Annotated in this window: 23 protein-coding genes; 3 read left to right on the top strand and 20 right to left on the bottom strand. The window is 41.1% G+C overall.

Annotated elements, in window-relative coordinates:
- Positions 1-765: 765 nt before the first annotated feature.
- The 3 genes from SFRI_RS03545 to SFRI_RS03555 all read right to left on the bottom strand — a co-directional run bounded on the left by SFRI_RS03545 (position 766) and on the right by SFRI_RS03555 (position 4,328).
- The gene (locus SFRI_RS03545; protein ID WP_011636170.1) at positions 766-2,127 is read right to left on the bottom strand and encodes an L-serine ammonia-lyase; all 1,362 of its coding nucleotides are present in this window, start codon (positions 2,125-2,127) and stop codon (positions 766-768) included.
- 67 nt (positions 2,128-2,194) lie between these two features.
- Complete coding sequence (locus tag SFRI_RS03550; protein ID WP_011636171.1) at positions 2,195-3,454, bottom strand: aromatic amino acid transport family protein; 1,260 nt, start codon at positions 3,452-3,454, stop codon at positions 2,195-2,197.
- Between the two features lie 196 nt (positions 3,455-3,650).
- Positions 3,651-4,328 carry a helix-turn-helix transcriptional regulator gene (locus tag SFRI_RS03555; protein WP_011636172.1) on the bottom strand — a complete coding sequence of 226 codons (678 nt, stop codon included), beginning with the start codon at positions 4,326-4,328 and terminating at the stop codon, positions 3,651-3,653.
- Between the two features lie 543 nt (positions 4,329-4,871).
- On the opposite strand from SFRI_RS03555, the gene SFRI_RS03560 reads away from it, so the two are divergent.
- Entirely contained in the window at positions 4,872-5,246 is a 375-nt protein-coding gene (locus tag SFRI_RS03560; protein WP_011636173.1) for a hypothetical protein, read from the top strand.
- Positions 5,233-5,691: a ribosomal protein S18-alanine N-acetyltransferase gene (rimI, locus tag SFRI_RS03565; RefSeq protein WP_011636174.1), complete on the top strand. Its 459-nt coding sequence runs from the start codon at positions 5,233-5,235 to the stop codon at positions 5,689-5,691. The genes SFRI_RS03560 and rimI overlap by 14 nt, the downstream gene beginning before the upstream one ends.
- A 76-nt stretch (positions 5,692-5,767) precedes the next feature.
- Here rimI and lipA read toward each other — a convergent pair whose 3' ends face one another.
- The 14 genes from lipA to leuS form a co-directional block, all read right to left on the bottom strand.
- A complete protein-coding gene (lipA, locus tag SFRI_RS03570) occupies positions 5,768-6,733 on the bottom strand; it encodes a lipoyl synthase (RefSeq protein ID WP_011636175.1) in 966 nt (321 codons plus the stop codon).
- Positions 6,733-7,383, bottom strand: a complete 651-nt coding sequence (lipB, locus tag SFRI_RS03575) for a lipoyl(octanoyl) transferase LipB (protein WP_011636176.1) — start codon at positions 7,381-7,383, stop codon at positions 6,733-6,735. The genes lipA and lipB overlap by 1 nt, the downstream gene beginning before the upstream one ends.
- 103 nt (positions 7,384-7,486) lie before the next feature.
- A complete protein-coding gene (gene ybeD / locus SFRI_RS03580; protein WP_011636177.1) occupies positions 7,487-7,753 on the bottom strand; it encodes a DUF493 family protein YbeD in 267 nt (88 codons plus the stop codon).
- Between the two features lie 155 nt (positions 7,754-7,908).
- On the bottom strand, positions 7,909-9,117 hold the full coding sequence (locus tag SFRI_RS03585; RefSeq protein WP_041413365.1) for a serine hydrolase: 1,209 nt from the start codon (positions 9,115-9,117) through the stop codon (positions 7,909-7,911).
- 156 nt (positions 9,118-9,273) lie between these two features.
- Positions 9,274-10,086, bottom strand: coding sequence for a septal ring lytic transglycosylase RlpA family protein (locus SFRI_RS03590; protein WP_011636179.1), 813 nt, complete (start codon positions 10,084-10,086; stop codon positions 9,274-9,276).
- Complete coding sequence (gene mltB / locus SFRI_RS03595; RefSeq protein WP_011636180.1) at positions 10,076-11,089, bottom strand: lytic murein transglycosylase B; 1,014 nt, start codon at positions 11,087-11,089, stop codon at positions 10,076-10,078. Before mltB ends, SFRI_RS03590 begins: the two co-directional genes overlap by 11 nt.
- A gap of 14 nt (positions 11,090-11,103) precedes the next feature.
- Positions 11,104-12,225 carry a rod shape-determining protein RodA gene (gene rodA, locus SFRI_RS03600; RefSeq protein ID WP_011636181.1) on the bottom strand — a complete coding sequence of 374 codons (1,122 nt, stop codon included), beginning with the start codon at positions 12,223-12,225 and terminating at the stop codon, positions 11,104-11,106.
- Positions 12,207-14,063: a penicillin-binding protein 2 gene (mrdA, locus tag SFRI_RS03605; RefSeq protein ID WP_011636182.1), complete on the bottom strand. Its 1,857-nt coding sequence runs from the start codon at positions 14,061-14,063 to the stop codon at positions 12,207-12,209. The genes rodA and mrdA overlap by 19 nt, the downstream gene beginning before the upstream one ends.
- Before the next feature lie 129 nt (positions 14,064-14,192).
- Positions 14,193-14,663: a 23S rRNA (pseudouridine(1915)-N(3))-methyltransferase RlmH gene (gene rlmH / locus SFRI_RS03610; RefSeq protein ID WP_011636183.1), complete on the bottom strand. Its 471-nt coding sequence runs from the start codon at positions 14,661-14,663 to the stop codon at positions 14,193-14,195.
- Positions 14,663-14,992 (bottom strand): ribosome silencing factor, encoded by a 330-nt coding sequence (rsfS, locus tag SFRI_RS03615; protein WP_011636184.1) that lies wholly within the window; start codon positions 14,990-14,992, stop codon positions 14,663-14,665. Before rsfS ends, rlmH begins: the two co-directional genes overlap by 1 nt.
- 161 nt (positions 14,993-15,153) lie before the next feature.
- A complete protein-coding gene (nadD, locus tag SFRI_RS03620) occupies positions 15,154-15,789 on the bottom strand; it encodes a nicotinate-nucleotide adenylyltransferase (RefSeq protein ID WP_011636185.1) in 636 nt (211 codons plus the stop codon).
- Between the two features lie 21 nt (positions 15,790-15,810).
- Complete coding sequence (gene holA / locus SFRI_RS03625; RefSeq protein WP_011636186.1) at positions 15,811-16,845, bottom strand: DNA polymerase III subunit delta; 1,035 nt, start codon at positions 16,843-16,845, stop codon at positions 15,811-15,813.
- The gene (locus SFRI_RS03630; RefSeq protein ID WP_041412774.1) at positions 16,845-17,339 is read right to left on the bottom strand and encodes an LPS-assembly lipoprotein LptE; all 495 of its coding nucleotides are present in this window, start codon (positions 17,337-17,339) and stop codon (positions 16,845-16,847) included. The genes holA and SFRI_RS03630 overlap by 1 nt, the downstream gene beginning before the upstream one ends.
- Positions 17,340-17,477: 138 nt before the next feature.
- Positions 17,478-20,069: a leucine--tRNA ligase gene (gene leuS / locus SFRI_RS03635; protein WP_041413368.1), complete on the bottom strand. Its 2,592-nt coding sequence runs from the start codon at positions 20,067-20,069 to the stop codon at positions 17,478-17,480.
- 120 nt (positions 20,070-20,189) lie between these two features.
- Here leuS and SFRI_RS03640 point away from each other — a divergent pair, with 120 nt between their 5' ends.
- Entirely contained in the window at positions 20,190-20,690 is a 501-nt protein-coding gene (locus SFRI_RS03640) for a zinc ribbon-containing protein (RefSeq protein WP_011636189.1), read from the top strand.
- 16 nt (positions 20,691-20,706) lie between these two features.
- Here the strand turns inward: SFRI_RS03640 and SFRI_RS03645 are convergent, their stop codons facing one another.
- From SFRI_RS03645 to lnt, 3 genes are all read right to left on the bottom strand, one after another.
- The gene (locus tag SFRI_RS03645; RefSeq protein WP_041412776.1) at positions 20,707-20,997 is read right to left on the bottom strand and encodes a DUF6482 family protein; all 291 of its coding nucleotides are present in this window, start codon (positions 20,995-20,997) and stop codon (positions 20,707-20,709) included.
- 112 nt (positions 20,998-21,109) lie between these two features.
- Positions 21,110-21,622 (bottom strand): type II secretion system protein, encoded by a 513-nt coding sequence (locus tag SFRI_RS03650; RefSeq protein ID WP_011636191.1) that lies wholly within the window; start codon positions 21,620-21,622, stop codon positions 21,110-21,112.
- Positions 21,623-21,634: 12 nt separating this feature from the next.
- Entirely contained in the window at positions 21,635-23,197 is a 1,563-nt protein-coding gene (lnt, locus tag SFRI_RS03655) for an apolipoprotein N-acyltransferase (RefSeq protein WP_011636192.1), read from the bottom strand.

Consider the following 23,197-nt stretch of genomic DNA (forward strand, 5'->3'; position numbering starts at 1 on the left):
AGCGTCTATCTTCCTAATAAAAATTACATAACACTCCCTACAATATACTATGCCTGTAGTGCAGTAGTCTTAATAGTCAGTAACCTAGTTAGTACACCTTGGTTAACGCTATTTATAAAGTATTTTATTAGGGATCCCCCCAAAAAAACTTTACGGAACAAGCCTAAGTAACAATTAATAAACATTAATCTTAACAGAGTAATCTATTAAAGTGCTCGAGGAAATACAGGTGGTCAACGATTATCTGAGTATGCTTATACTCATTGTCTAAATGGGTAAAAAAGATGAGAGTGTTATTGGCAGTGTTAATCGTAATATTTATTAATAGATAAAATAAAGATTGTATTTAACTAAGCGTTAACTACAACTTATGTATGAATTGAATAGATGGTTAAAGTTGTTTGTGACTTTAAATTTCCATTGCGAGGATTAAGTTTTAATGCTAAAGGTTAAGGGTGTCAATCAGGCATCGTTAATTAAAAAGATGAGCCGGTTACTTCTCATCTTACAAATACATGAAATAAACAGCCACAACAATTGCAGTAGCTATTATTATTCAGATGCTTTTAAATTAATATTATTCCGTTTCAATCTGAACGAGTTGTGAAAGCGAAAGTTTTTTATATGAGCTTATTCGTATTTTTAAACTCTTAAATAATATTAAATTAAATATAGAGTTGGTTTTGTTTTAGGTTTTTATTTTTTAATTAAAATAAAATCATATAAAGTTACCAGCAATAAAGATTGCATCTAATATTTTTAACATCAGCAAAGAACTTTGATAGCTAATCCACCCAAAGAGGTTTCTCTATATTTAGAGTTCATATCCTTACCTGTTTCCATCATTGTTTCGATGACTTTATCAAGAGACACGAGAGGATCTGAAGAACGACGTAGTGCCATACGTGCAGAGTTAATCGCTTTTACTGCGTTAATTCCATTACGTTCAATGCAAGGTATTTGCACCCTTCCAGATACTGGGTCGCAAGTCAGTCCCAGGTTGTGTTCCATACCAATTTCTGCAGCGATACATACTTGTTCAGGACTACCACCCAATAACTCAACAAGCCCTGCCGCAGCCATTGAACAGGCGACTCCAACCTCTCCTTGGCAGCCAACTTCCGCTCCAGAAATGGAAGCATTCTGTTTAAATAACCCGCCAATAGCCCCAGATGCCGCCAGAAAACGCATATAGTCTTTCTCGGTAACTCTATGGATAAACTTGTCGTAATAAGCAATTACTGCTGGGACAATACCGCAAGCCCCATTAGTAGGTGCTGTGACAACTCGGCCTCCAGATGCATTTTCTTCACTCACTGCAAAAGCAAACATATTGACCCAATCAATAACAGCCATAGGGTCATTAGATGTAGATTCAGAAGCCACAAGTTGTTGGCAAAGCGCAGCAGCACGACGAGGGATCCGCATTGGTCCTGGTAGTACCCCTTGGGTATTCATACCGCGATCCATAGATTCACGCATCGTTTTCCAGATATGAGTAAACTGAGCTTGAATATTACCTTCTGGGCGCAGCGATTTTTCATTCTCTAACACTAAAGAGCTAATCGATAATCCTTCAGTTTTACAATGTTTAATCAATTCTTCTGCTGTAGAATATTCATAAGGAACTTTTACTAACTGTTCCTCTTGTTTGCCGAAATTTTCTTCATCAACAATGAATCCGCCTCCGATAGAATAGTAAGTCTTGGAGAGCACTTTCTCGTTTTCTATCCATGCATGGATTTGCATGCCATTTTCATGCAGTTTCAAATTTGTATTATGGAAGTGGATGCTTTTATTATAAGGGAAGGACACAGTATGACAGTGCATGCCTACAGGAAGCCTTTCACTTTTCTCCAGCCGTGCAATAAAACTGGGGATACTTTCGATATCGACATCTTCCGGTAGATTACCCGCTAGACCCATAATAATGGCTATATCTGTGTTGTGACCCTTTCCTGTGAGTGACAGTGCGCCATATAAATCAACAGTAATTCTAGTGATTTCTCGAAGCTTGCCTTTCGAACGTAACTCATCGATAAACTCTTTTCCTGCTTTCATTGGTCCGCCGGTATGAGAGCTTGAAGGTCCAATACCCACTTTATAAATATCGAAAACACTAATCATATTGATTCCTTTGCAAAAGCTTCTATACCTAGAAGCTTTTGTCATAGTTTATGAATGGATAGAGCTGTTAAAATATGTCGTAAAGAACAGAGCTGATAGCAGCTAAGCCGCATATAACCGTAAAAATTTGAACAGGAAGTGATGTTTTATACTTAGCCATTGCAGGAACTTTATGCATCGCAAAAACGGGCATTAAAAATAGAATCGCAGCAATCATTGGAGCGCCCACTGCCTCAATCATGCCTAAAATACTTGGGTTAACGATAGCAACCACCCATGTAGACAGCACAATGAAAGCAAGTGATGCTTTTTCAATGATATTTACTGAAGCAGTCGTCCGGCACTTAATAACCCCAACCAGACCTTCGTGCGCACCAAGGAAGTGGCCAAAATAACTGGAGGTAATTGCTGTAAACGCCACAATAGGACCCATTAGAGAAATCATTGGAGATTCATGTTCATTGGCCAGGTAAGACAGGATAGAAATATTTTGTTCTTTAGCTAATAGTAGCTGTTCCGGTGACAAAGATAGCACCACTGAAAATACAAAGAACATAACAAATCCCATCAACATCAACGCAGCACCACCTGTAATAGCGTCAGTTTTTTCTACTGCATTTTGGCCATACTTCCGACGTTGCTCTTTCGTGAACTGACTGATGATAGGGCTATGATTAAACGAAAAGACAATAAGAGGAATCGATAGCCAAATAATCGATGGCATAGATGACCATTCAGGCGAGACTTCCATCATCGAAGTATTCCAGTCTGGGATTAGATAAATCGATAGTGCCAGCAACAGAAACACTAATGGATAAACTAGAATAGAAGTGACTTTCAGCATAAGTTCTCTACCAAAAACGACACCGCCCGTCATTGCCAGAATTAATCCTCCAGATAATATCCAGCGAGGAATTGAAGCTATACCCATCTGGTTTACCATAAAGGAATCTACGGTATTAGTGATCCCCACCCCGTAAATTAGAACGATAGGAAAGATAGCAAAAAAATAGGCAAAGGAAATCAGGTTGGCACCTGTTTTACCAAAGTGCTCCTCAACTGTGTCGGTAATATTCGATTCTGGTTTCGTTGACGATAACACAAACCGAGCCAGAGACTTATGGGCGAACCATGTCATAGGAGCTGCAATTAAAGCTAAAATAACGAGAGGCCAAAAACCACCTGCTCCAGCTTTAATAGGAAGAAAAAGAACTCCCGCACCCACAGCCGTGCCAAAAAGAGAAAGGCACCAAGTAAAATCTTGATAGTTAAATCGACTCTGATCTACAGGTAAGAAGGAGTCATTTGTTAATGTTCTTGAGCTCATATTAATACACTCACTATATTGATAATAATTGATTCGACAACGGTTCTGTCTCAGATTTACCCATAGGAACTGAATCATATGGCTCTTGTTCTGCAAATATTACGGAATCCCGTTCAGTTCAGAATAATGTGTTCTGAATCAACTATCTTTGCATGCCAGTCCAATGTGTAACTTCTAATTTCATTACCACTTTTTGTTACGTTCTAAACTCGCGAATATACTTATAAATAGCATGACGAGTTATTCCTAGCCGTTCTGCAACCGTGTTTGTTGCCTCTTTAAGTTCGAAAATTCCGTTTTCAAACAGCAGTTTGGTTATGGCTTTATTTTTCCCTTTCAAGTTGATTTTTTCGTCGTTTTCAACTTGAATAATTGCATTCTCAAGCGCTTTTTCAATTAATTCACTTGGAGATGAACTAAAGTTCTCATTAACACCGATTGAAGCGCTTGCCGTCTCGGGCATTAATGTTTTAATGATTTCGGTAAATGGGTAGGATAAGTTGGCATTAACACAAAATAATCCTATTGGTTTTTCATTCTCCCCAGCGAGTACACATGTTGTAGATTTCAGTAAAGATCCGTCTTTGATTCTAGTGAAATAGCTTTTGGGTGTCGCATCTCCTGTTTTCTCAAAAGCGCGAAGCATTTTCAGACCCATATCGGTAATCGGTGAACCCACGGTTCGGCCGGTATGATGTCCGTTGACAATTTTAACGACGGAATGCTCGAAGCTTTCGAATGAATGGACCACCACTTCACAATGAGGCCCTATAAATTCCGCTACGGTTTCTGCCAAGCGGAAATTGGATTTCATAAATTCTTTGTCTTTATCTGTAAACACAATATTGAATGATTTGTATGCGTTCATAGTCATGTAAATACCACTAAAGTTAACTAAAATTGGTCTTAATTGACCATTTATATACTTTTAATGCAATTAATCGTTCGAGCTGATAAGACGTATAAGACAATAATGGTCAGATTGAGTCAATAAGATAGTTACATATAGTTAATTTTTGTGAGGTGTATTGCTATTTTTATGTGTGTAATGCTTGTTTTAGTTACATCTAGTTAACTTTAGCTTGGTGTACATAAAAATATTAACTCGAAAGAATACGGTGATATAAAGTTAAAAAAATTTAACAGGCTTGAACTTGACCAATACCGAGCCTAAGACAGACAAAAGTGATCAAGCAAACCCTGGAAGGCTATTTCTATCGATTTTATTGAGCGGATAAATTTTGATCAGATTTATTGTGAATCTACATCTCTTTAGAGGAACAACAATCAAGTGCCGTTATTGGGAGTAAGTCGTTGTTTAAGGTGTGTGTAATCTCACCTGTTTGGGCTAAATTACCTTAAACCTTATTTAGTTAACTGTTATGCTTGCAAAAGTATCCTTGTTTTTGAGAGTCCGATGGATAAATCTGCTTTTTTAGATGCGATGAATATTACTCGCTGGCTCAGTGCCGATAAACCGTTAAAGCCTTACTTAGTGTTGCATGATCTCGATGCCGACTTATCTGATCAAATGTTTATTCATGATGTACTGCGTTTATTAAACGTTGATATTGATCAGTGCGAGTTTGATTGTGAAATGATCAAAGGGCCGCAGGTGATATGGGATATGCGTAAGACAAAAGTTCGTCCTCGCGTTGCTTGGGTTGTAAGTGCGCCGCTAACAGACCTTCATGCTTTGGCTGATGAAAAACGCCATTTATGGCAGCAAATATCTCAACATTTAGATAAAATCCAGCAATTAAGTAAGGGCGAGACCAATGAGCAACATTGATAGTCACTTTATTGTGCCCCTTGGCGTTGAGCATGTAACTGTAATGGCTAAGATTGAAAACCAAGCTCACACTCATCCTTGGTCCGAAACAGGCTTAAAAGAGTGTTTCGGGCCTTTATATCGAGTATTGGGTATTAAGCTGCAAGATGGTTTGTTGGGTTTTGCGATAGTACAGCAAATTATAGATGAGGCGACGTTACTCGATATTTGTGTGGCACCAGATAAACAAGGCTCAGGGTTTGGCTCGTTATTAATGCAGCAATTGATTGATGATGCGAAAGATGCGGGTGCAGTTGTGCTGATGTTAGAAGTTCGTCAGTCAAATGAGGCTGCAAAATATTTATATGAGAAAGCTGGTTTTATTGAGTCAGGCAGGCGTAAAAATTATTACCCTACAGATGATGGTTATGAAGATGCCATTTTAATGGATTTAGCATTGAGTTAATTTTTTGCGTGATTCAATTGAATACAAAAAAAAACAGCGCTAATTGAGCGCTGTTTTTTATTTGGGAGAAGTAAGATTACTTAACTTCTTTACCTTGAGCTTGTAAGTCTGCGTGGTAGCTTGAGCGAACAAGTGGGCCACAGGCTGCATGTGTGAAACCAAGTTCATCAGCTAACGCTTTCAACTCATCAAATTCTGCTGGTGGAACATAACGTTCAACGGGTAGATGAAATTTAGACGGTTGTAAGTATTGGCCAAGCGTGAGCATTTCTACGTTGTGAGCGCGTAAATCTCGTAATACTTCGGCTATCTCTTCGTTGGTTTCACCTAAACCCATCATTAAACCAGACTTAGTCGGAATAGTTGGATGACGCTCTTTAAAGCGTTTAAGTAGGTCTAATGACCACTGATAGTTAGCGCCTGGACGTGCTTTGCGGTAATGAGCAGGAGCCGTTTCAAGATTATGATTAAATACATCAGGAGGCTCGGTCGCTAAAATATCTAATGCGGCATCGATACGACCACGGAAATCAGGAACAAGAGTTTCAATCTTGATTTCAGGGTTTAATAAACGAATTTCGCGAATACAGTCCGCAAAGTGCTGTGCACCACCATCCCGTAAATCATCACGGTCAACAGAAGTGATCACCACATATTTTAACTTCATGTCTTTAATCGTTTGGGCTAGTTTTTTAGGCTCGTCAGCATCAGCTTTTAGCGGACGACCATGGGCCACATCACAAAAAGGGCAACGACGGGTACAGATTGCACCTAAGATCATAAAGGTTGCTGTGCCGTGGTTAAAGCATTCTGCTAAGTTAGGGCAAGATGCTTCTTCACAAACTGAGTGTAATCCGTTTTTACGTAATGCCGCTTTTATCTCGAGAATACGTTGATTTGAAGAGGGTAATTTTACTCGTAACCAATCCGGTTTACGCAGCATAGTTTCGCGCTCTGATGGCACGACTTTTACAGGAATTCGTGCGACTTTATCGGCATCACGTAATTTGACACCTGGTTGTAATCTTTCAGGCCTATTCATTATTCTGCTAATCCTTGATGATGTACAAGTTGTTGATAGCCCATAATTTGGCTAAAGGTTTGGATTAATTTATCGCCAGCTTCAAGCACAGTTTGTGGACCACCTAATGCTTTACATTGCACCATTTCTAAACCGGCATATCCGCAAGGATTGATACGCTGAAACGGGGCTAAGTCCATATCGACATTTAATGCTAAGCCGTGAAAAGAGCAGCCTTTACGGATGCGTAACCCTAAAGAGGCAATTTTTTGTTCTGTGACATAAACACCAGGAGCGTCGGCTTTTGCGTAAGCATTAATAGCGTAATAAGCGAGCATATCAATAATACTTTGCTCAATATTGTTCACTAACTGTCTAACACCTAGTTTATTACGTTTGATGTCAATAAGTGGATAAACCACTAATTGTCCTGGACCGTGGTAAGTAACTTGGCCACCGCGATCGACTTGAATAACTGGAATATCACCAGGGTTGAGTATGTGCTCGCTTTTACCTGCTTGGCCTTGGGTAAATACTGGTGGATGCTCAACAATCCAAAGTTCATCTTGGCTGTCGCTATCACGAGTGTCAGTATATTCCTGCATTGCATGCCATGTCGATTCATAGTCTTGCATACCAAGATGGCGGATGTGCAGTGTTTGTGCTTGCAAGGGCAACGTCTCCCCCAGATAAATGGTGTGTGTCCATCGAGTCAATGGTTTAATTCTTGAGTATTATACTCAAGTTTATGAGTAAAGAAGACTCTTTGGGCTCTTACAGTACGCGTTTTACACCTTCAATTGCGGCAAGATCAATATACGCTTTTTCAATGTGTTCTTTGCTGGTAACTGTAATACGGATGGTCACTGAATAGTAACTGCCTTTACTTGATGCCTTCACGCTTGGAACATAATCACCGGGAGCAAGTTGTTGTGCTACAGCAACAACACGATCGGCTAGGGTATCGTCAGCATCACCAATCACTTTGAAAGGGCACGAATTAGGAAATTCCATCACTTGGTCAAACGTTGTATTTAACATTAACTTACTCGATTCTGTTTTGGTGTTACTAATATGGTGGCAATTATACCCGATTCAAGCCCAGTAGATCTTAAAAAATTAAAGCCGCTGATTAGGCGGCTTTAATTAGTTGATTCACTAATGGATTCATGAATAGATCATGTAAATCTGTTTAATTACTCAAACCAACTGGCAAACATTTGCTTAAAATAATCCATTAACTTGCTGAATAAGCCGCCTTCTTGAACTTCATTCAATGTCACTAGCGGGAACTGAGCAATGTCTTTTCCATCAAGCTGGAAAAAGACACGACCAACTGTTTCGCCTTTAGCAAGTGGGGCAGTTAGTGGCTTTGTTAACTCAAAGTTAGCCTGTAAATCTTTTGCTTTACCACGGCTAATAGTAATAGGGGTGTCGGTCATAACACCGAGATCAACTGTTTCTCTATCGCCATACCAAATTTGTTGAGTTACGAAGGTATCGCCAGCTTTGTATGGTGTAATAGTTTCGAAAAAACGGAAACCATAGTTGAGTAGTTTCTTACTCTCAGCTTTACGAGCAGATTCACTTGATGTGCCCATCACAACGCTAATAAGACGCATGCCTTCGCTGGTGCCTGAAGATACTAGGTTGTAGCCTGCACCTGATGTATGGCCAGTTTTAATACCATCAACGTTTAAGCTTTTATCCCATAACAAGCCATTACGGTTATATTGCTTAATGCCGTTATAGGTAAAAGACTTCTCTGAATACACTTTATATTCTTCAGGTACATCACGGATCAGCGCTGCACCTAAAATGGCCATATCATAAGCTGTCGTTTTATGATTTTCTGAGTCTAAACCATGAGAGTTTTCAAAGTAGCTATCCTTCATGCCTAATTGCTTGGCCCATGAATTCATTAAATCAACGAATGCACCTTCTGTACCAGCAATGTGTTCAGCCATAGCAACACAAGCATCATTACCCGATTGGATAATAATACCGCGGTTTAAGTCGTGTACTTTGACGGTTTTACCCACTTCAATGAACATTTTAGATGAGTCAGGGAAATTCTTTGCCCACGCGTTCTTGGTAATGGCTACATCATCATCTAATGAAATATTACCGACACGGATTTCATGGCCAATAACATAACTGGTCATCATTTTTGTCAGACTTGCTGGGTTTAAACTTTCGTAGGCATTTTCTTCAGCAATGACTCTGCCAGAATTATAATCCATTAGCACGTAAGCTTTAGCGGCAACACTCGGCGCATCAGGTGTCACCATAGGTGCGCGATTGGGTGTAGGACGTATATCTGGTTGTGGCGTTGCTGCGAGTGAAGAAAAACAGACAACTGATGCAAAGAGCATCGTTGTTAATTGAGCGGTTTTGGAAGTCATCATGAAGTTAGCACGTCTCTAGTTAGTCGAAGAAAAGACAAAGATCGATTGGTATAATTTTTCGATTATACATTAGTAGGCAGTCATTTCGCATTAAGGTTCATTCATCCAATGTAAATGAACCTTAATGTTACTCTTTATCACCAGTATTATGGCTTACGGTACGATAAAGCTTTGCGGATAACCATCAATTTGCACACGATCGAGCAACTTATTAGTTAGATGAATTTGTCTGATCGGGCCCAACTGCAATCTGTGCATGCCATTTATCGATGTCACGCGAGAATTCACGGCATATTTGGTTTCTAACTGCTTAGCCAACATATTTATACGCAGTTTATCTTGAGACGCTGCAACTTGAATAAAGTGATTGTCATCATCTTTTAAATCGCTTATTACTCGCTCTTCTGGTGAGGGAATGTAAACGGTTTCAATGGCGACTTTTGCGGTTCCTCTGGCCAGCATGCCTAAGTGGTAAGCAGCAGCATAAGATAGATCAATCACTCGACCATGATGAAACGGTCCGCGGTCATTTACTCTAACAATAATTTGTTTATTGTTGTCTAAATTGGTCACTTTGACATAACTGGGTAAGGGCAGGTTTTTATGCGCTGCAGACATAGTGTACATATCATAAGTTTCGCCATTAGAGGTTAAATGACCATGAAACTTTGAACCATACCATGATGCATGACCTTGCTCTTTAAATCCCTTTCCGCTGTCGAGTACTTGATAGCTTTTGCCTAATACGGTGTAGTTACGATTACCTTGTCTGCTATAAGGTTCGTATTTAGGTTGGGCGTTTTTAACCAAGCTCACATCTGGTGCATCATCAGGATAACGATCGTTAGCCATTTGATAGCGGCTTTTTTTCCCTGAAGAGGTTTTTTTAGCATCATTTGACGAGCAACTGATCAGTAGTGCACTGCTCAACATGATTAATAAGATGAAACGGTAATTAATTGCCATGTTGATTTACCGATTTGTGGTGGGCATTAAGTTGTTGGCTAAACTGATAAACTGCCATTGCATATAACGGGCTGCGATTATAGCGAGTGATCACATAAAAGTTTTTAAGCCCGAGCCAGTATTCAGCGCTTTCAGCTTGATCTAGTTTAATTAACAATGCAGCTTGTGATGCATCAATATCTTGATTATCTGCCAAGCTTAATGTTGGGCTAAGAATGTCTGATACCTTGTAGTGAAGCTTTTCTTTGGTCCAAACATTCGCTTTTGGGGCTGTGCTTGATGTGTGATTTAGTAATAGCGCCACAGGCTGACCTTTTTGCCAACCGTGTTGATGAAAATAGTTAGCCACACTGCCAATAGCATCTGCTTTACTGGTTAATAAATCTCGTCGACCGTCGCCATCAAAGTCGACAGCGTAATGACGGTAGCTAGATGGAATGAATTGACCATAACCCATTGCTCCAGCATATGAGCCTTTTAAGGTGTCATTATCGAGCTTTTCTTCTTTAATCAACGACATTAAATTGGCATATTCACTGCGAAAGAACGTTGCTCGTGGTGGGTAATGAAAGCCCAACGTATACAGGGCATCTTGCACACGATAATTGCCTAAGTAACCACCATAGAATGTTTCAATGCCAATAATGGCCACTATAATTTGTGGATCGACGTTAAATTGTTTGGCTGCTTTATCGATGGTTTGCTGGTTTTCTTGCCAAAACTCTAGCCCTTTTTGCAACCGTTTGTCGGTCAAGAAAATAGGATAATATTGGTGCCAAGGTTTCGCTTCCCAAGGTTTTGATATCGCGTCAATAATAGTTTGATCGAAGCTTGAAGACGCTAAAAACTGCTCGACTTCTTGTTGCTTGAATCCTTGTTTTACTTGTTCAGCAATAAAGGTTTTCTGTAATGCTTGAGTGTCTGCTTCGGTCACTGCATTTGCGTTAAAAACAGTACCAATAAGTAATGCTAAGCTGGCGATTTGAACGGTTATCTTTGTCATGGTTAACGTTAATCCTATCTATCGACAAATCGTCTGTGGGTGTGAATGCTCATTAAAATACCAAAACCTGTCATTAAGGTCAGCATCGAGGTTCCACCATAACTGATTAGCGGCAAAGGTACACCAACCACTGGTAAGATGCCTGATACCATACCTATGTTAACAAAAACATAGACAAAAAACGTTAGGGTGATGCTTCCGGCCAATAAGCGTGCAAAACTTGTCTGTGCTCGTGAAGCGATAACCAGACCCCTGCCAATGACAAATAAATACATTGCCAGTAATACTAAACTGCCAATTAATCCGAATTCCTCACCGATCACAGCAAAGATAAAGTCGGTGTGTCGCTCAGGTAAAAACTCTAATTGTGATTGAGTCCCGTCAAGCCAACCTTTTCCCCAAAGTCCACCTGAACCAATGGCAATTTTCGATTGGATAATATGATAACCCGCGCCGAGAGGATCTTGTTCAGGATTAAACAAGGTTAATACTCGAGTACGCTGATAATCGTGCATCAAGAAAAACCATAAAACAGGTAAAAAGATCAGAATGGCGGTAACAAAGCCGCCGACAATTAACCAACTCATGCCAGATAAAAACAACACGAATACCCCAGAAGCAGCGACCAAAATGGAGGTGCCTAAATCCGGTTGTTTAGCGATGAGTAATGTTGGGATTAGTAGGATAATAACGCCACCGGCCAGATAGCGCTTTTTGGGGGGCAGCGGGAACTTACTGATATACCACGCCATGGTTATGGGGAAGGCAAGTTTGATAAGTTCCGATGGCTGGAATTCCATAAACCCTAAATTAAGCCAGCGCTGAGCACCTTTATTAATGGTGCCAAATAGTTCAACGCCGATGAGTAACGCTACCCCTGCAAGATAAATAGGTAAAGCCCAACGCCTGAGGATTTCTGGATTGATTTGTGCAAAGCAAAACATCACGCCCAACGACAACGCCATACGTACAAGTTGGCGCTCCATCATCGCAGGATCTTCGCCACTGGCAGAATAAATCACAAAAAGACCAAAGCTCATTAAAATAACGATGCCGATGAGTAATGGCACATCTAAGTGTATTTTTTGCCAAAACGATTTTTGATATGCATGATTATTCACGGTTTTACCGCCCATTCGTCTCGTAAAATATACTCATCGAGCAATGCTCGTGCTAGTGGGCCTGCATTGGCGCCACCCCAGCCGGCGTTTTCTAATACCACCGCTAAAACAATACGAGGGTTTTCATAAGGTGCGTAAGCAACAACTAATGCATTATCGCGCAAGTGTTCTGCAATAGTGTTGGCATTATATTTTTGATCTTTGGCTACACTAAATACCTGCGCTGTACCCGTTTTCATTGCCGCGGTATAGGTGGCATCGGTAAAGCGAGATTTATCAGCCGTTTGACGCATAGCTTCATTGATGATGTCCCAATTGCGAGGGTCTTTAAGCTCTATTGGTACTTGCTCATCAATCGGCGAATCAATTTTAACCGTACTATTTTTAAATGATTTTAATAAATGCGGCGTAAAACGCTTGCCTTTATTTGCCATGATAGTCACCGCATTGGCAAGCTGCAGCGGCGTAGTAGTCCAATATCCTTGGCCAATACCGACCGAAATGGTATCGCCATTATACCAAGGTTGGTTGTAACGCATTCTTTTCCAGTCTCTAGATGGCATTACGCCATCTGACTCTTCAAAAATATCGATACCGGTACTTTTACCAAATCCAAAACGATCCATAAATATGGCCATTCTATCGATGCCAACCTTATAGACGAGGTCATAAAAGAAAATATCACAAGAGTCGACAATGGCATGATAGATATCTACCCAGCCATGGCCCCATTTTTTCCAGTCGCCCCATTTGCGATCGACGCCTGGCATTTGCCAATAGCCCGGATCCCAAATACGCGTGCGTTCGTTAATGATTTTTTCTTCTAACCCGAGTAACGCTACATGCGGTTTGATGGTTGATGCTGGGGAGTATTGCCCTTGGGTTGAACGATTAATTAATGGCCGCGATTTATCATTTAATAAGTCATTATAAGCTTTAGAACTAATGCCGTGAACAAAGGGATTAGGGTCATATGATGGGCTTGAAATCATGGCTAAAACACCACCATCTCTAGGATCTATAGCAACGACAGAGCCTTTTCGGCCATCTAAAAGCTCCATGGCCTTCTGCTGTAGTTTGAGATCTAACGTGAGATAGATGTCTTGTCCTGGTGTTGGCGGAGTCACTTTAAGCGTGCGGATCACTCTGCCACGATTATTGACCTCTTCTTCGAGGTGACCGGGGGTACCATGAAGTAAACTTTCATAAAATTTTTCAATGCCTTGCTTACCAATATCTTTGGTTGCGGCATAGTTTTTCCACTGACTACTTTTTTCAAGCAAGGCTTTATCTCGGCTATTAATTTTGCCGACATACCCTAATACATGAGTCATTAGCGCATTAAAGGGATAATGACGCTTAAGGCCTGCTTCAACATAAATACCAGGAAATTTATATTGATTAACACTAAAAATGGCGACTTGTTCGTCGGTTAATTTACTTTTAATGGTTAACGGCTTAAATCGGCGATGAAACTTTAAGGTTTCAGTGATGCTTTCGCGCTCATCTTCAGTGAGTTCAATGAAGGTATTCAGTTCGTCTAAAGTCGCAGTGATATCATCAACTTTTTCTGGAATAAGTTCTAAAGAATAATAAGGTTGGTTTTCGGCTAACAGCACGCCATGACGGTCATAAATTAACCCTCTGCTAGGCGGAGTAGGAACCACGCGGATACGGTTATCATTTGAACGAGTTTCATAGTCTTTGTAAGAGACAACTTGAAGATGATAAAGATTCGAAAATAGGATGCAGAGTAGTAAGAATACGCAAATAAAAGTGAACAATGCACGGCGTTTAAATAGCGCGGCCTCTGCGGCGTGATCATGCATGGTAATGCGCTTGTTTGGCGACACTTATGCTATCCCCGTCGTAACCAAATGAAAGGTTGAATTATAGAAGGTCACAGTATCAGCTGATGAACATGAAAAAAAGAGTTGCATGATAATCATTATCGATAAGCTTAGTTATACATGCGACTGAGTTTATTCTCTGTGATACGGATGATTGGTATTGACGCTCCAAGCTCGATATAGGCTTTCTGCCACAATAACCCTAACCAAAGGATGGGGTAAAGTGAGGGCTGATAAACACCAGCTTTGGTTGGCCGCCTCTTTACAAGCAGGTGAAAGTCCTTCTGGGCCACCAATAAGTAAGCTGACATCTCTACCATCGAGTTGCCACTTTGTCATTTGCTCGGCAAGTTCTGGTGTTGTCCAGTTTTTACCGGGTAAATCTAAACTGACAATGTGGTTACCTTTTGCTACTGCCGCTAGCATTAATTCGCCTTCCTTATGTAAGATTCGGGCGATATCAGCATTTTTCCCGCGTTTCCCTGCTGGGATTTCGATGAGCTCCAAAGCCATATCTCTAGGGAAACGGCGTTGGTATTCTTCGAAGCCTCGAGTTACCCAATCGGGCATTTTGGTGCCAACGGCAATAAGCTGTAACTTCATTAGACGCTGTGTTCAGACCAAAGTTTTTCAAGCTCGTAGTAATCACGAGTTTGTTCTTGCATCACATGCAAAATCACTGAGCCTAAATCAACTAATACCCATTCACTGCTGTCACGACCTTCGACCCCAAGAGGTTGCACGCCAGCATTTTTTGCTGACACGATTACGTGCTCACCAATAGATCGAACGTGTGTTTTTGATGTACCAGTACAAATGATCATAGTGTCGGTAATGGTTGACCGTTTAGATACATCTATAACAGTAATATTTTTTGCTTTTAAATCATCGACTTTGTCGATAACGAAATCTTTTAGTTCGGTGCCTTGCACTCGAAGTACCTCATAAGTAAAAATTAACGGAGTATTATACTCAAATTCACTGTTGATGCGCAATTAAGCATGGCTAAACAACGATAGATTTAATTTTGTGTCCGATGCTGAGTTTACCCATAATCATAATAGTTGAGTTAATAACTGTGCGGTTTATTGTGTTAGCGATAGAGCTGATGTTGGCGAATATATTCGGTTGTTGTTTGAGATAAAACCGTGCTGATATCAATATTTTGAGCTAACTGCTGACGTATTTCAGTTGAAGAAATATCGACTAACTGGCTGTTGATAGTGAATATTCTGCCATTTTTAGCATGGGAAGGCGAGTCAAGATAGTCTGCGGTTGCTTGTCTGAATAATAATTCTTTGGTCATTTCGCTGTTAGTGTCCATTGCCCAACCAGGGCGTTGACACAATGCAATATGGCACAGATTAAACAATGATTGCCATTGATACCACAATGGTAATTGAACAAATGAATCCATGCCCATAATGAAAAAGAATTCATCATCAGGATATTGTTGGGTGAGTAATGTGAGCGTAGTGACGCTGTAAGACGGGGTGTCGCGATTGATTTCGATATCACATAGCTTAAATTCTGGGTACTGCTGGCAAACTAACTTCACCATTTCAAGCCGGTGATGCGTACTCACTACGGTAGTATTTTTATGCGGAGGTATATGATTGGGCATTAGCCAAATCTGGTCTAAATGAAGTTGCTGTTTTACGTCTAGTGCAGGATTGATATGTCCTAGATGGATAGGGTCGAAGGTGCCACCCAAAATACCGATACGCATTCGCTGTCCTTACTTTTTGTCTCAGTCAGTTAATTCAATATGAGCTAAACGGTTATGTGCTCGTGGATCAAATAAAATGCATAAATGGCTGAGACCAATCCAATCTTCAAGCCCTTTTTGTTTGAGATTTAATTCTAATTTAGACGCAAACGCGAGCATATGTTCGATATGATCTAAATCTAATCGCGTTATTGCTGCTTGATAAAGCGGTTTACGCTTATCCCAAATTCGGTGTTGGCTCCACAGTTTGCTGAGTTGTTCGCCATTATGGACGGCCAGTTTTAAGGTGAGCAGCAAATTTATCTCTTTGAATAAAGCCCACATTAAAATGGGCATTGCAGTGCCTTCGGCCTGCAATTGAGCCAGCATGTGCTGTGCATGTTTTTGATGGTTACCTAGAATGGCATCACAGAGTTGAAACACACTGAAACGAGATTGGTCTTCGAAATATTCACTGAGTTGTTCTGGGGTAATATTTTGCTTAGGACTGAGCAGTTGTAGCAATTGCATCGCTTGTTCAGCCGCCAATAAGTTACCTTCAAATAGCGTAAATAACATGGCTTTTGCATCATGGTGAACTGTGAGTTCATAATGAGAAATACGACTGTCTAACCAGCGTTCAAACTGTTTACCTTCAGGCGTGGTGCAGGGTAGGTATATACCTTTGGCATCGAGTGATTTAAACCATTTGCTATTGGTTTGCTCTGCACTGGCTTTGGGGCCTTGGATAATCAATAACATATCTGGATTAGGGTGTTGCAACAGCGTTTGAAATGCTGCGGCTCCCTCCATGCCAGGTTTACCTTGCGGCAGGGTTAACTCAATAATCCGTCGGCTGGCAAATAAGCTCATTGCTTGCCATTCTTGGACTAAATCTCCCCAGTTAAAACCGGTTTCTTGGCTTAACTGTACACGCTCTTCAAAGCCTTGTTTTTTAGCGGCGTTGAGGATCAATTGTTTACTGTTTTCGATTAACCATGGGTCATCACCAAACAGTAAAAAGCATTGCGGTAGTGGTTTGAGATGTTGCTTGAGTTGATCAGGATAAACCCGCATTACTCTGCCCCGATTGACGCCAGAGTTTGGATAATATAATCGGCTGCCTGTACGCGCATTTCTTTAACCAACAACTCCATTTCACGGCTTTTTGCTAATGCAGTACGAGGATCGTCCTGATAATCTCGGCGGATTTCAGTATCAAAATCTTGTGGCTCTTGTCCTGGTAAAGTAACCGAATAATGCACTAAGTAGATCAGCTCATATTCTGCGACATTTCCTGTGGGGTAAAGTGACAGTGTGGCACGTTCGAGAGAGTCGTTAATTAACCGTAACGTAGGTGTTTTTTCTGCTGCATCGACAAGGCTAATACGGTTGATCCGTAATCTGTCACGAACTAAGCGAGTTAACTCACTGTATTCATCGCTGCTGCTTAAATGCAATTCGGCCAATTCGGCAGGGATGGAGTAACTGCGTTGGAGTTTGAAGCCGCATCCTGCAGTGGTCAGTAGCACCAATGTCATTATGGCTAAACAGATTTTTGTGGCTAGCATAGTGAGGGGAGGCATCCTTGTTTATTTGCATGGTTAAATAAATAACTTACCGCGGTGTAACCCGCGGTAAGTTAACACTGAAGCGTTAACGTTATCACCCTAATTTCGGAGGCTGACGAGCCTCCTCATTAAGACAACTTAGTTAGCAACAATACTTAATAGTTTGCCGGGCACGTAAATGACTTTACGAACCGTTAACCCTTCAGTGTGTTTTTGTACGTGCTCATCACTCATGCCTAATGCTTCTACATCTTCTTTTGATGCATCAGCAGCAACAGTAATTTTTGCGCGAACCTTTCCGTTTACTTGTACCACAATGAGCTTGCTGTCTTCGACTAACGCAGACTCATCGACTTCAGGCCAACGGCTATCTTCAATGTCGCCTTCGTTACCTAACTCATTCCATAACGTAAACGTCATATGCGGAACAATAGGGTAAAGCAAACGCGTTACAGCAGACAAAGCTTCAGCAAGTAACGCTCGGTCTTGAGCCGTTTCTTGTGAGGCTTTCAGTAAATGGTTCATTAGTTCCATTACTGAGGCTACTGCGGTGTTAAACATTTGACGACGTGCAATGTCATCGCTGACTTTGGCAATGGTCTTATGTAATTCACGGCGCAATGCTTTTTGATCGGCATTTAATTTGCTGGTATCTAATGCTTCAGTTTTACCTGCAGCAACATGATCGCTAGCCAATTTCCAGAAACGTTTAATGAAGCGATGTGCTCCTTCAACGCCTGACTCTTGCCATTCCAGGGTTAATTCTGGTGGCGAGGCAAACATCATGAATAAACGTACGGTATCAGCACCGTATTTTTCAACCATGACTTGTGGATCGATACCGTTATTTTTCGATTTAGACATCTTACTCATGCCGGTGTAAACCAGTTCATGACCTTGATTGTCTATCGCTTTAATGATGCGGCCTTTGTCGTCTTTTTCTACCACAGTCACTTCTAAAGGTGATACCCAAACTCGGGCGCCTTTTTCGTTGGTGTAGTAATAAGCATCTGCTAATACCATGCCTTGAGTCAGTAACTGCTTTGCGGGCTCATCACTGTTGACTAAGCCTGCGTCACGCAGCAACTTATGGAAAAAGCGGAAATACAACAAATGCATACAAGCATGTTCGATACCGCCAATGTACTGATCTACTGGTAACCAGTAGTTAGCTTTAGCAGGATCTAACATTTCGTCTGCGTGAGGGCTACAGTAACGTGCGTAGTACCAAGATGATTCCATAAAGGTATCAAAGGTATCTGTTTCGCGTGTTGCTGGCTGACCGTTGACTGTGGTTTCGGCCCAAGCCTTATCGGCTTTAATTGGACTTTGAATACCGTCCATCACCACATCTTCTGGCAAAATAACAGGCAGTTGATCTTCAGGCGTTGGCACAACAGTACCATCGGCGAGGGTCACCATCGGGATAGGAGCACCCCAGTAACGCTGACGAGAAACACCCCAGTCGCGTAAACGATAATTGACTTGGCGTTTGCCTTTACCTTCTGCGGTTAATCTAGCATCAATAGCTTCAAAAGCTGCTTGGAAGTCTAAACCGTCTAGCTCAGGGAATGCATCGCCCGAATTAAACACCACACCTTTTTCGGTGTAAGCTTCTTTGCTAACGTCTACTTCGCCATCTACTGGCTTAATGACCGCTTCAATCGCAAGCTGGTATTTAGTCGCAAATTCATAATCGCGTTGATCATGAGCTGGAACTGACATTACCGCACCTGTGCCGTAATTCATCAATACAAAGTTAGCGACCCAAATAGGTACTAACTTGCCACTAATAGGATGAATCGCTTGTAAACCTGTCGCGACGCCTTTTTTCTCCATCGAAGCCATCGCAGCTTCAGTGGTATCAGCATTTTTACATTCTTCTAAAAATGCGGCTAATTCAGGGTTATTTTGCGCAGACTGTTCAGCTAATGGGTGACCAGCTGCAATAGCAACATAAGTCACGCCCATTAAGGTATCAGGACGAGTGGTGTAGATATCAAACGATGCATCACTGTCAGCAACGGCAAAGGTCATTTCAATCCCTTCACTGCGACCTATCCAGTTACGCTGCATGGCTTTAACCTGTTCAGGCCAGCCATCTAACGTGTCGATGTCGTTAAGCAATTCTTCAGCGTAATCAGTGATTTTAATAAACCACTGAGGAATTTCTTTCTGGATCACTTCAGTATCACAGCGCCAGCAACAACCATCTTGTACTTGCTCGTTTGCGAGTACGGTTTCATCGTTTGGACACCAGTTTACTGATGAGGTTTTTTTATACACTAAACCTTTGGCATACAACTGAGTGAAGAACCATTGTTCCCAACGATAGTACTCAGGGGTACAGGTAGCAATTTCACGACTCCAGTCATAACCAAAGCCCAATAGCTTGAGTTGGTTCTTCATGTAGTCGATATTTTCGTATGTCCACGGTGCCGGCGACGCCTTATTATTGATCGCGGCATTTTCTGCAGGCAGACCAAATGAGTCCCAACCAATCGGTTGCAAAACATTTTTACCTTGCAAACGTTGATATCGTGCCACTACATCGCCTATTGTGTAGTTACGGACGTGGCCCATGTGAAGACGACCTGATGGATACGGAAACATTGAAAGACAATAGAATTTCTCTTTGCTTTCATCTTCAGTAACTTCAAAGGTTTTATGTTCGTGCCAGTGCTTTTGCACTAAGGCTTCAATTTCTGAGGGATTATATAGCTCTTGCATCAATCTATTTCCGGCCATGCCGCCCATTGTTTGATCTAACGCTCAGCAGCGCGATTTATAACTGCATAGAATAAACCAGAAGTGATCTATTAAAAAGGTGCGTATTAAGGAGTATTACTTATGAGTGGAAAAAGTTCAGCACTATTAGCCTTATATCAGTCACTATTCGAACAGGTGAAAACCACGTTTGAGCAAGATAACTCATTGACAGCTAAAAGTTTGTTTAAGTCAGTGACCCAGGGTAAAGACTATCTAAAACTTAAATCTCATGCAGATGAAGAAGAGCTCGCTTTAGTAGAAGAATTTTTAAAGCGTGACATTGCAGCCTTCTTAAGTGAGGAAAATGCCGATAATTTGAGTTTTAGTCCAATGGTAATTGGGATTGAGAATACATTATGGCAGTGGTTGAGCGAAATAACTGATCGTAGCCAAGTGGAGTGGCATGAACTTTTACAAGATTTTAAACATCATGGTGTGTATAAGTCTGGAGAAATTATTAACCAAGGTAAACTGACCTGTAATAAGTGTGGTCACCAAATGCAAATCGATTTTCCTGGGGTGATCCCCGATTGCCCAAAATGTGATTACAATGAGTTTTCACGGGAGCCGCTAACACCATAATCCGTTAGGTGAATGCTTAAAACTCTACTCGGTAATGGTAGTGACTTGCACTGCTGTTACCGATCATTTCATCATAAGCAGTCTGAATTTCTATCATGGCATAATGAATGCCTTGTTGTTTCAGTAATACTTCAGCTTGTTTGATTGAGTGAAGACTCAGCTGTTTCCCTGCTTTATTGCGAACACTGTAAAAATTTCCCCGAAGGTCTTCAACACCGAGCAAATAATGATTTGAGTCGGCATAACTAATAATCGTGGGATGCTTAGTTTGTTGAGATATGGCTAATTTTATTTCAGATAATTGCATAGTAACTTCCATCAATAGTCGTTTATCGAGGACATTACGAAGCAAGCTCGAGTTTAGTTTTATATCGAAAGTTTATTTTGAACATCTACAAGTATTTAAAGATGGTTGTAGATTAGCAACCACTTACTACAGTTTGATATTCAGGTGCTGTATTTACATCTGCGGCTTGAGTGTAAGAGAAGTAACAATTGTCATTGATGACTTGGCCATTATCATCTTTATCGTATCCGATATAAGTAACAGCAATTCCTTGATATTGTATGGTAAAAGCGTCATCCACAATGATCCATTTTTCAATGTCCGTGTTGTCTAAATAGCCCCATTTTAACCGAGTTTCAAATACACCGTCGCTGTCGATATCAATATCGATTAAGTCATCGCGGTTTGTGACAGCCCGCACTCGTAAACTCGTCATTTTTGAACGGGCATAAACTAGGGTGTTGGCTGTTTTAATGCTGCCCATGAGGCCTGATAGAGTGCTCTGTCTCGCTTCGGTACTCAAACCAATAAATTTAGGCGCTGCAACCATCGCTAAAATACCAAGGATAATGATGACCACAACTAACTCTATTAAGGTAAATCCTTTTGAGAGAACCTGCGTTTTGAGTTGAATCGATTGTGACATCAAATTATCTCGTTATTTCCGTAAGACGTTTCTGACACCAAATAGCATTAATAAACCACACAGTATCAGCAAGGGGAGTTGACCTATTTTTCTAAACCAAGTTTCACCTTGATAAAGCGCAACATTGGTTACTAACACCCCAGTTTCAAACTGCGGGATAGCATCGGTAATTCGTCCATGCGGATCAACGACTGCAGTAATTCCATTATTGGTACCACGCAGTAATGGTTTACCCATTTCAATGGCACGCATTTGGGCTATTTCCATGTGCTGTAATGGCCCGTTAGATGTGCCAAACCAGGCATCGTTTGATACGGTGAGCAGCATATCTGTTTCGTTTGTAACGCTTGCTCTTACTTGCTCTGGGAAGGCAATTTCGTAACAAATAGCCGGTGCTAAATGGTAACCCAGTGCAATTAAATTAGGTTGAGTGTAGTCACCACGTTGAAATGATGACATCGGTAAATTAAAAAACGGTGCAATAGGGCGTAATAAATCCCCTAATGGTACGAATTCACCAATTGGCAGTAAGTGATGTTTTTTAAACTCATTTGTGCCACCGACAATATAGTCAGCACTTTGCTGCTGCTTCTGATGATGATTACCCAATACGATTAATGAGTTATAAAAATCTTTTTGCTGGTGGCTAATAATGCCAGTAATAATCGCCGTGTTATTCATATTGGCGACTTGATTGGCATTCAATAAAAAGTCTTCCACCATGGCTTCTGGTGCAGGAATGGCAGCTTCTGGCCAAATAACGATATCGACACTAGAGGCATCATCAAATTGCTCACGGGTCAGATCCATGTATTTAAGCATGGTAGGCCACAACGCATCTGGCTCCCACTTCATGCTTTGAGGGATATTCCCTTGCACTAATGCCACTTTAACTGTTTTACCACTGGCTGATATTGGGTTGAGTTGTGGTGCAGCCCAAGCGCTTAATGCCAAAATGGGTAATATGATTAACACTGGGAACACGCGCTTTTGTGTTAACAGCATCAGTGAGCCTGCAACCAGAGCCACCACAAAGCTCAGTCCTAACGCACCAATAAAGCTGGCAAATTCACTAAGAGGCCCTAATGTTTGGCTGTAACCAGCCCAAATCCAAGGGAAGCCTGTCAGTACCCATCCTCTTAACCATTCGGTTAGTACCCATAAGGCGGGGAATAATCCTAGATAGGTTAAATAAGGATTTAAGGTGTGCTTAGCTGTACGTGATAACTTGTTGAGCAAGTATCCTGTTATTGCGGGATAAATTGCCAGATACAGTGCCAGTAAAGCCATTAAGGTTATCGACACAAAAATGGGCATCCCACCAAAGGTGTCAATACTGACATGCACCCAACTAATGCCAATGGCAAAGCAGCCAAAACCGAAACTAAGCCAGTAATATAAACTTTGCTTGGCGGTTAATGTATGACTCTGCCATAGGGCAAAACTCAATGCTAAAGGAAATATGGCCCAAATTTCATAAGGCGCAAACGAAAGTGCCGTACTGGCGCCAGCAATAAATGCCGTCACCAGACGAACAATACTCAAAGAAGAGTGTAAAGGTTGAGTTTTTAGCAC

Source organism: Shewanella frigidimarina NCIMB 400 (assembly GCF_000014705.1).
Taxonomy (GTDB): Bacteria; Pseudomonadota; Gammaproteobacteria; order Enterobacterales; family Shewanellaceae; genus Shewanella; species Shewanella frigidimarina.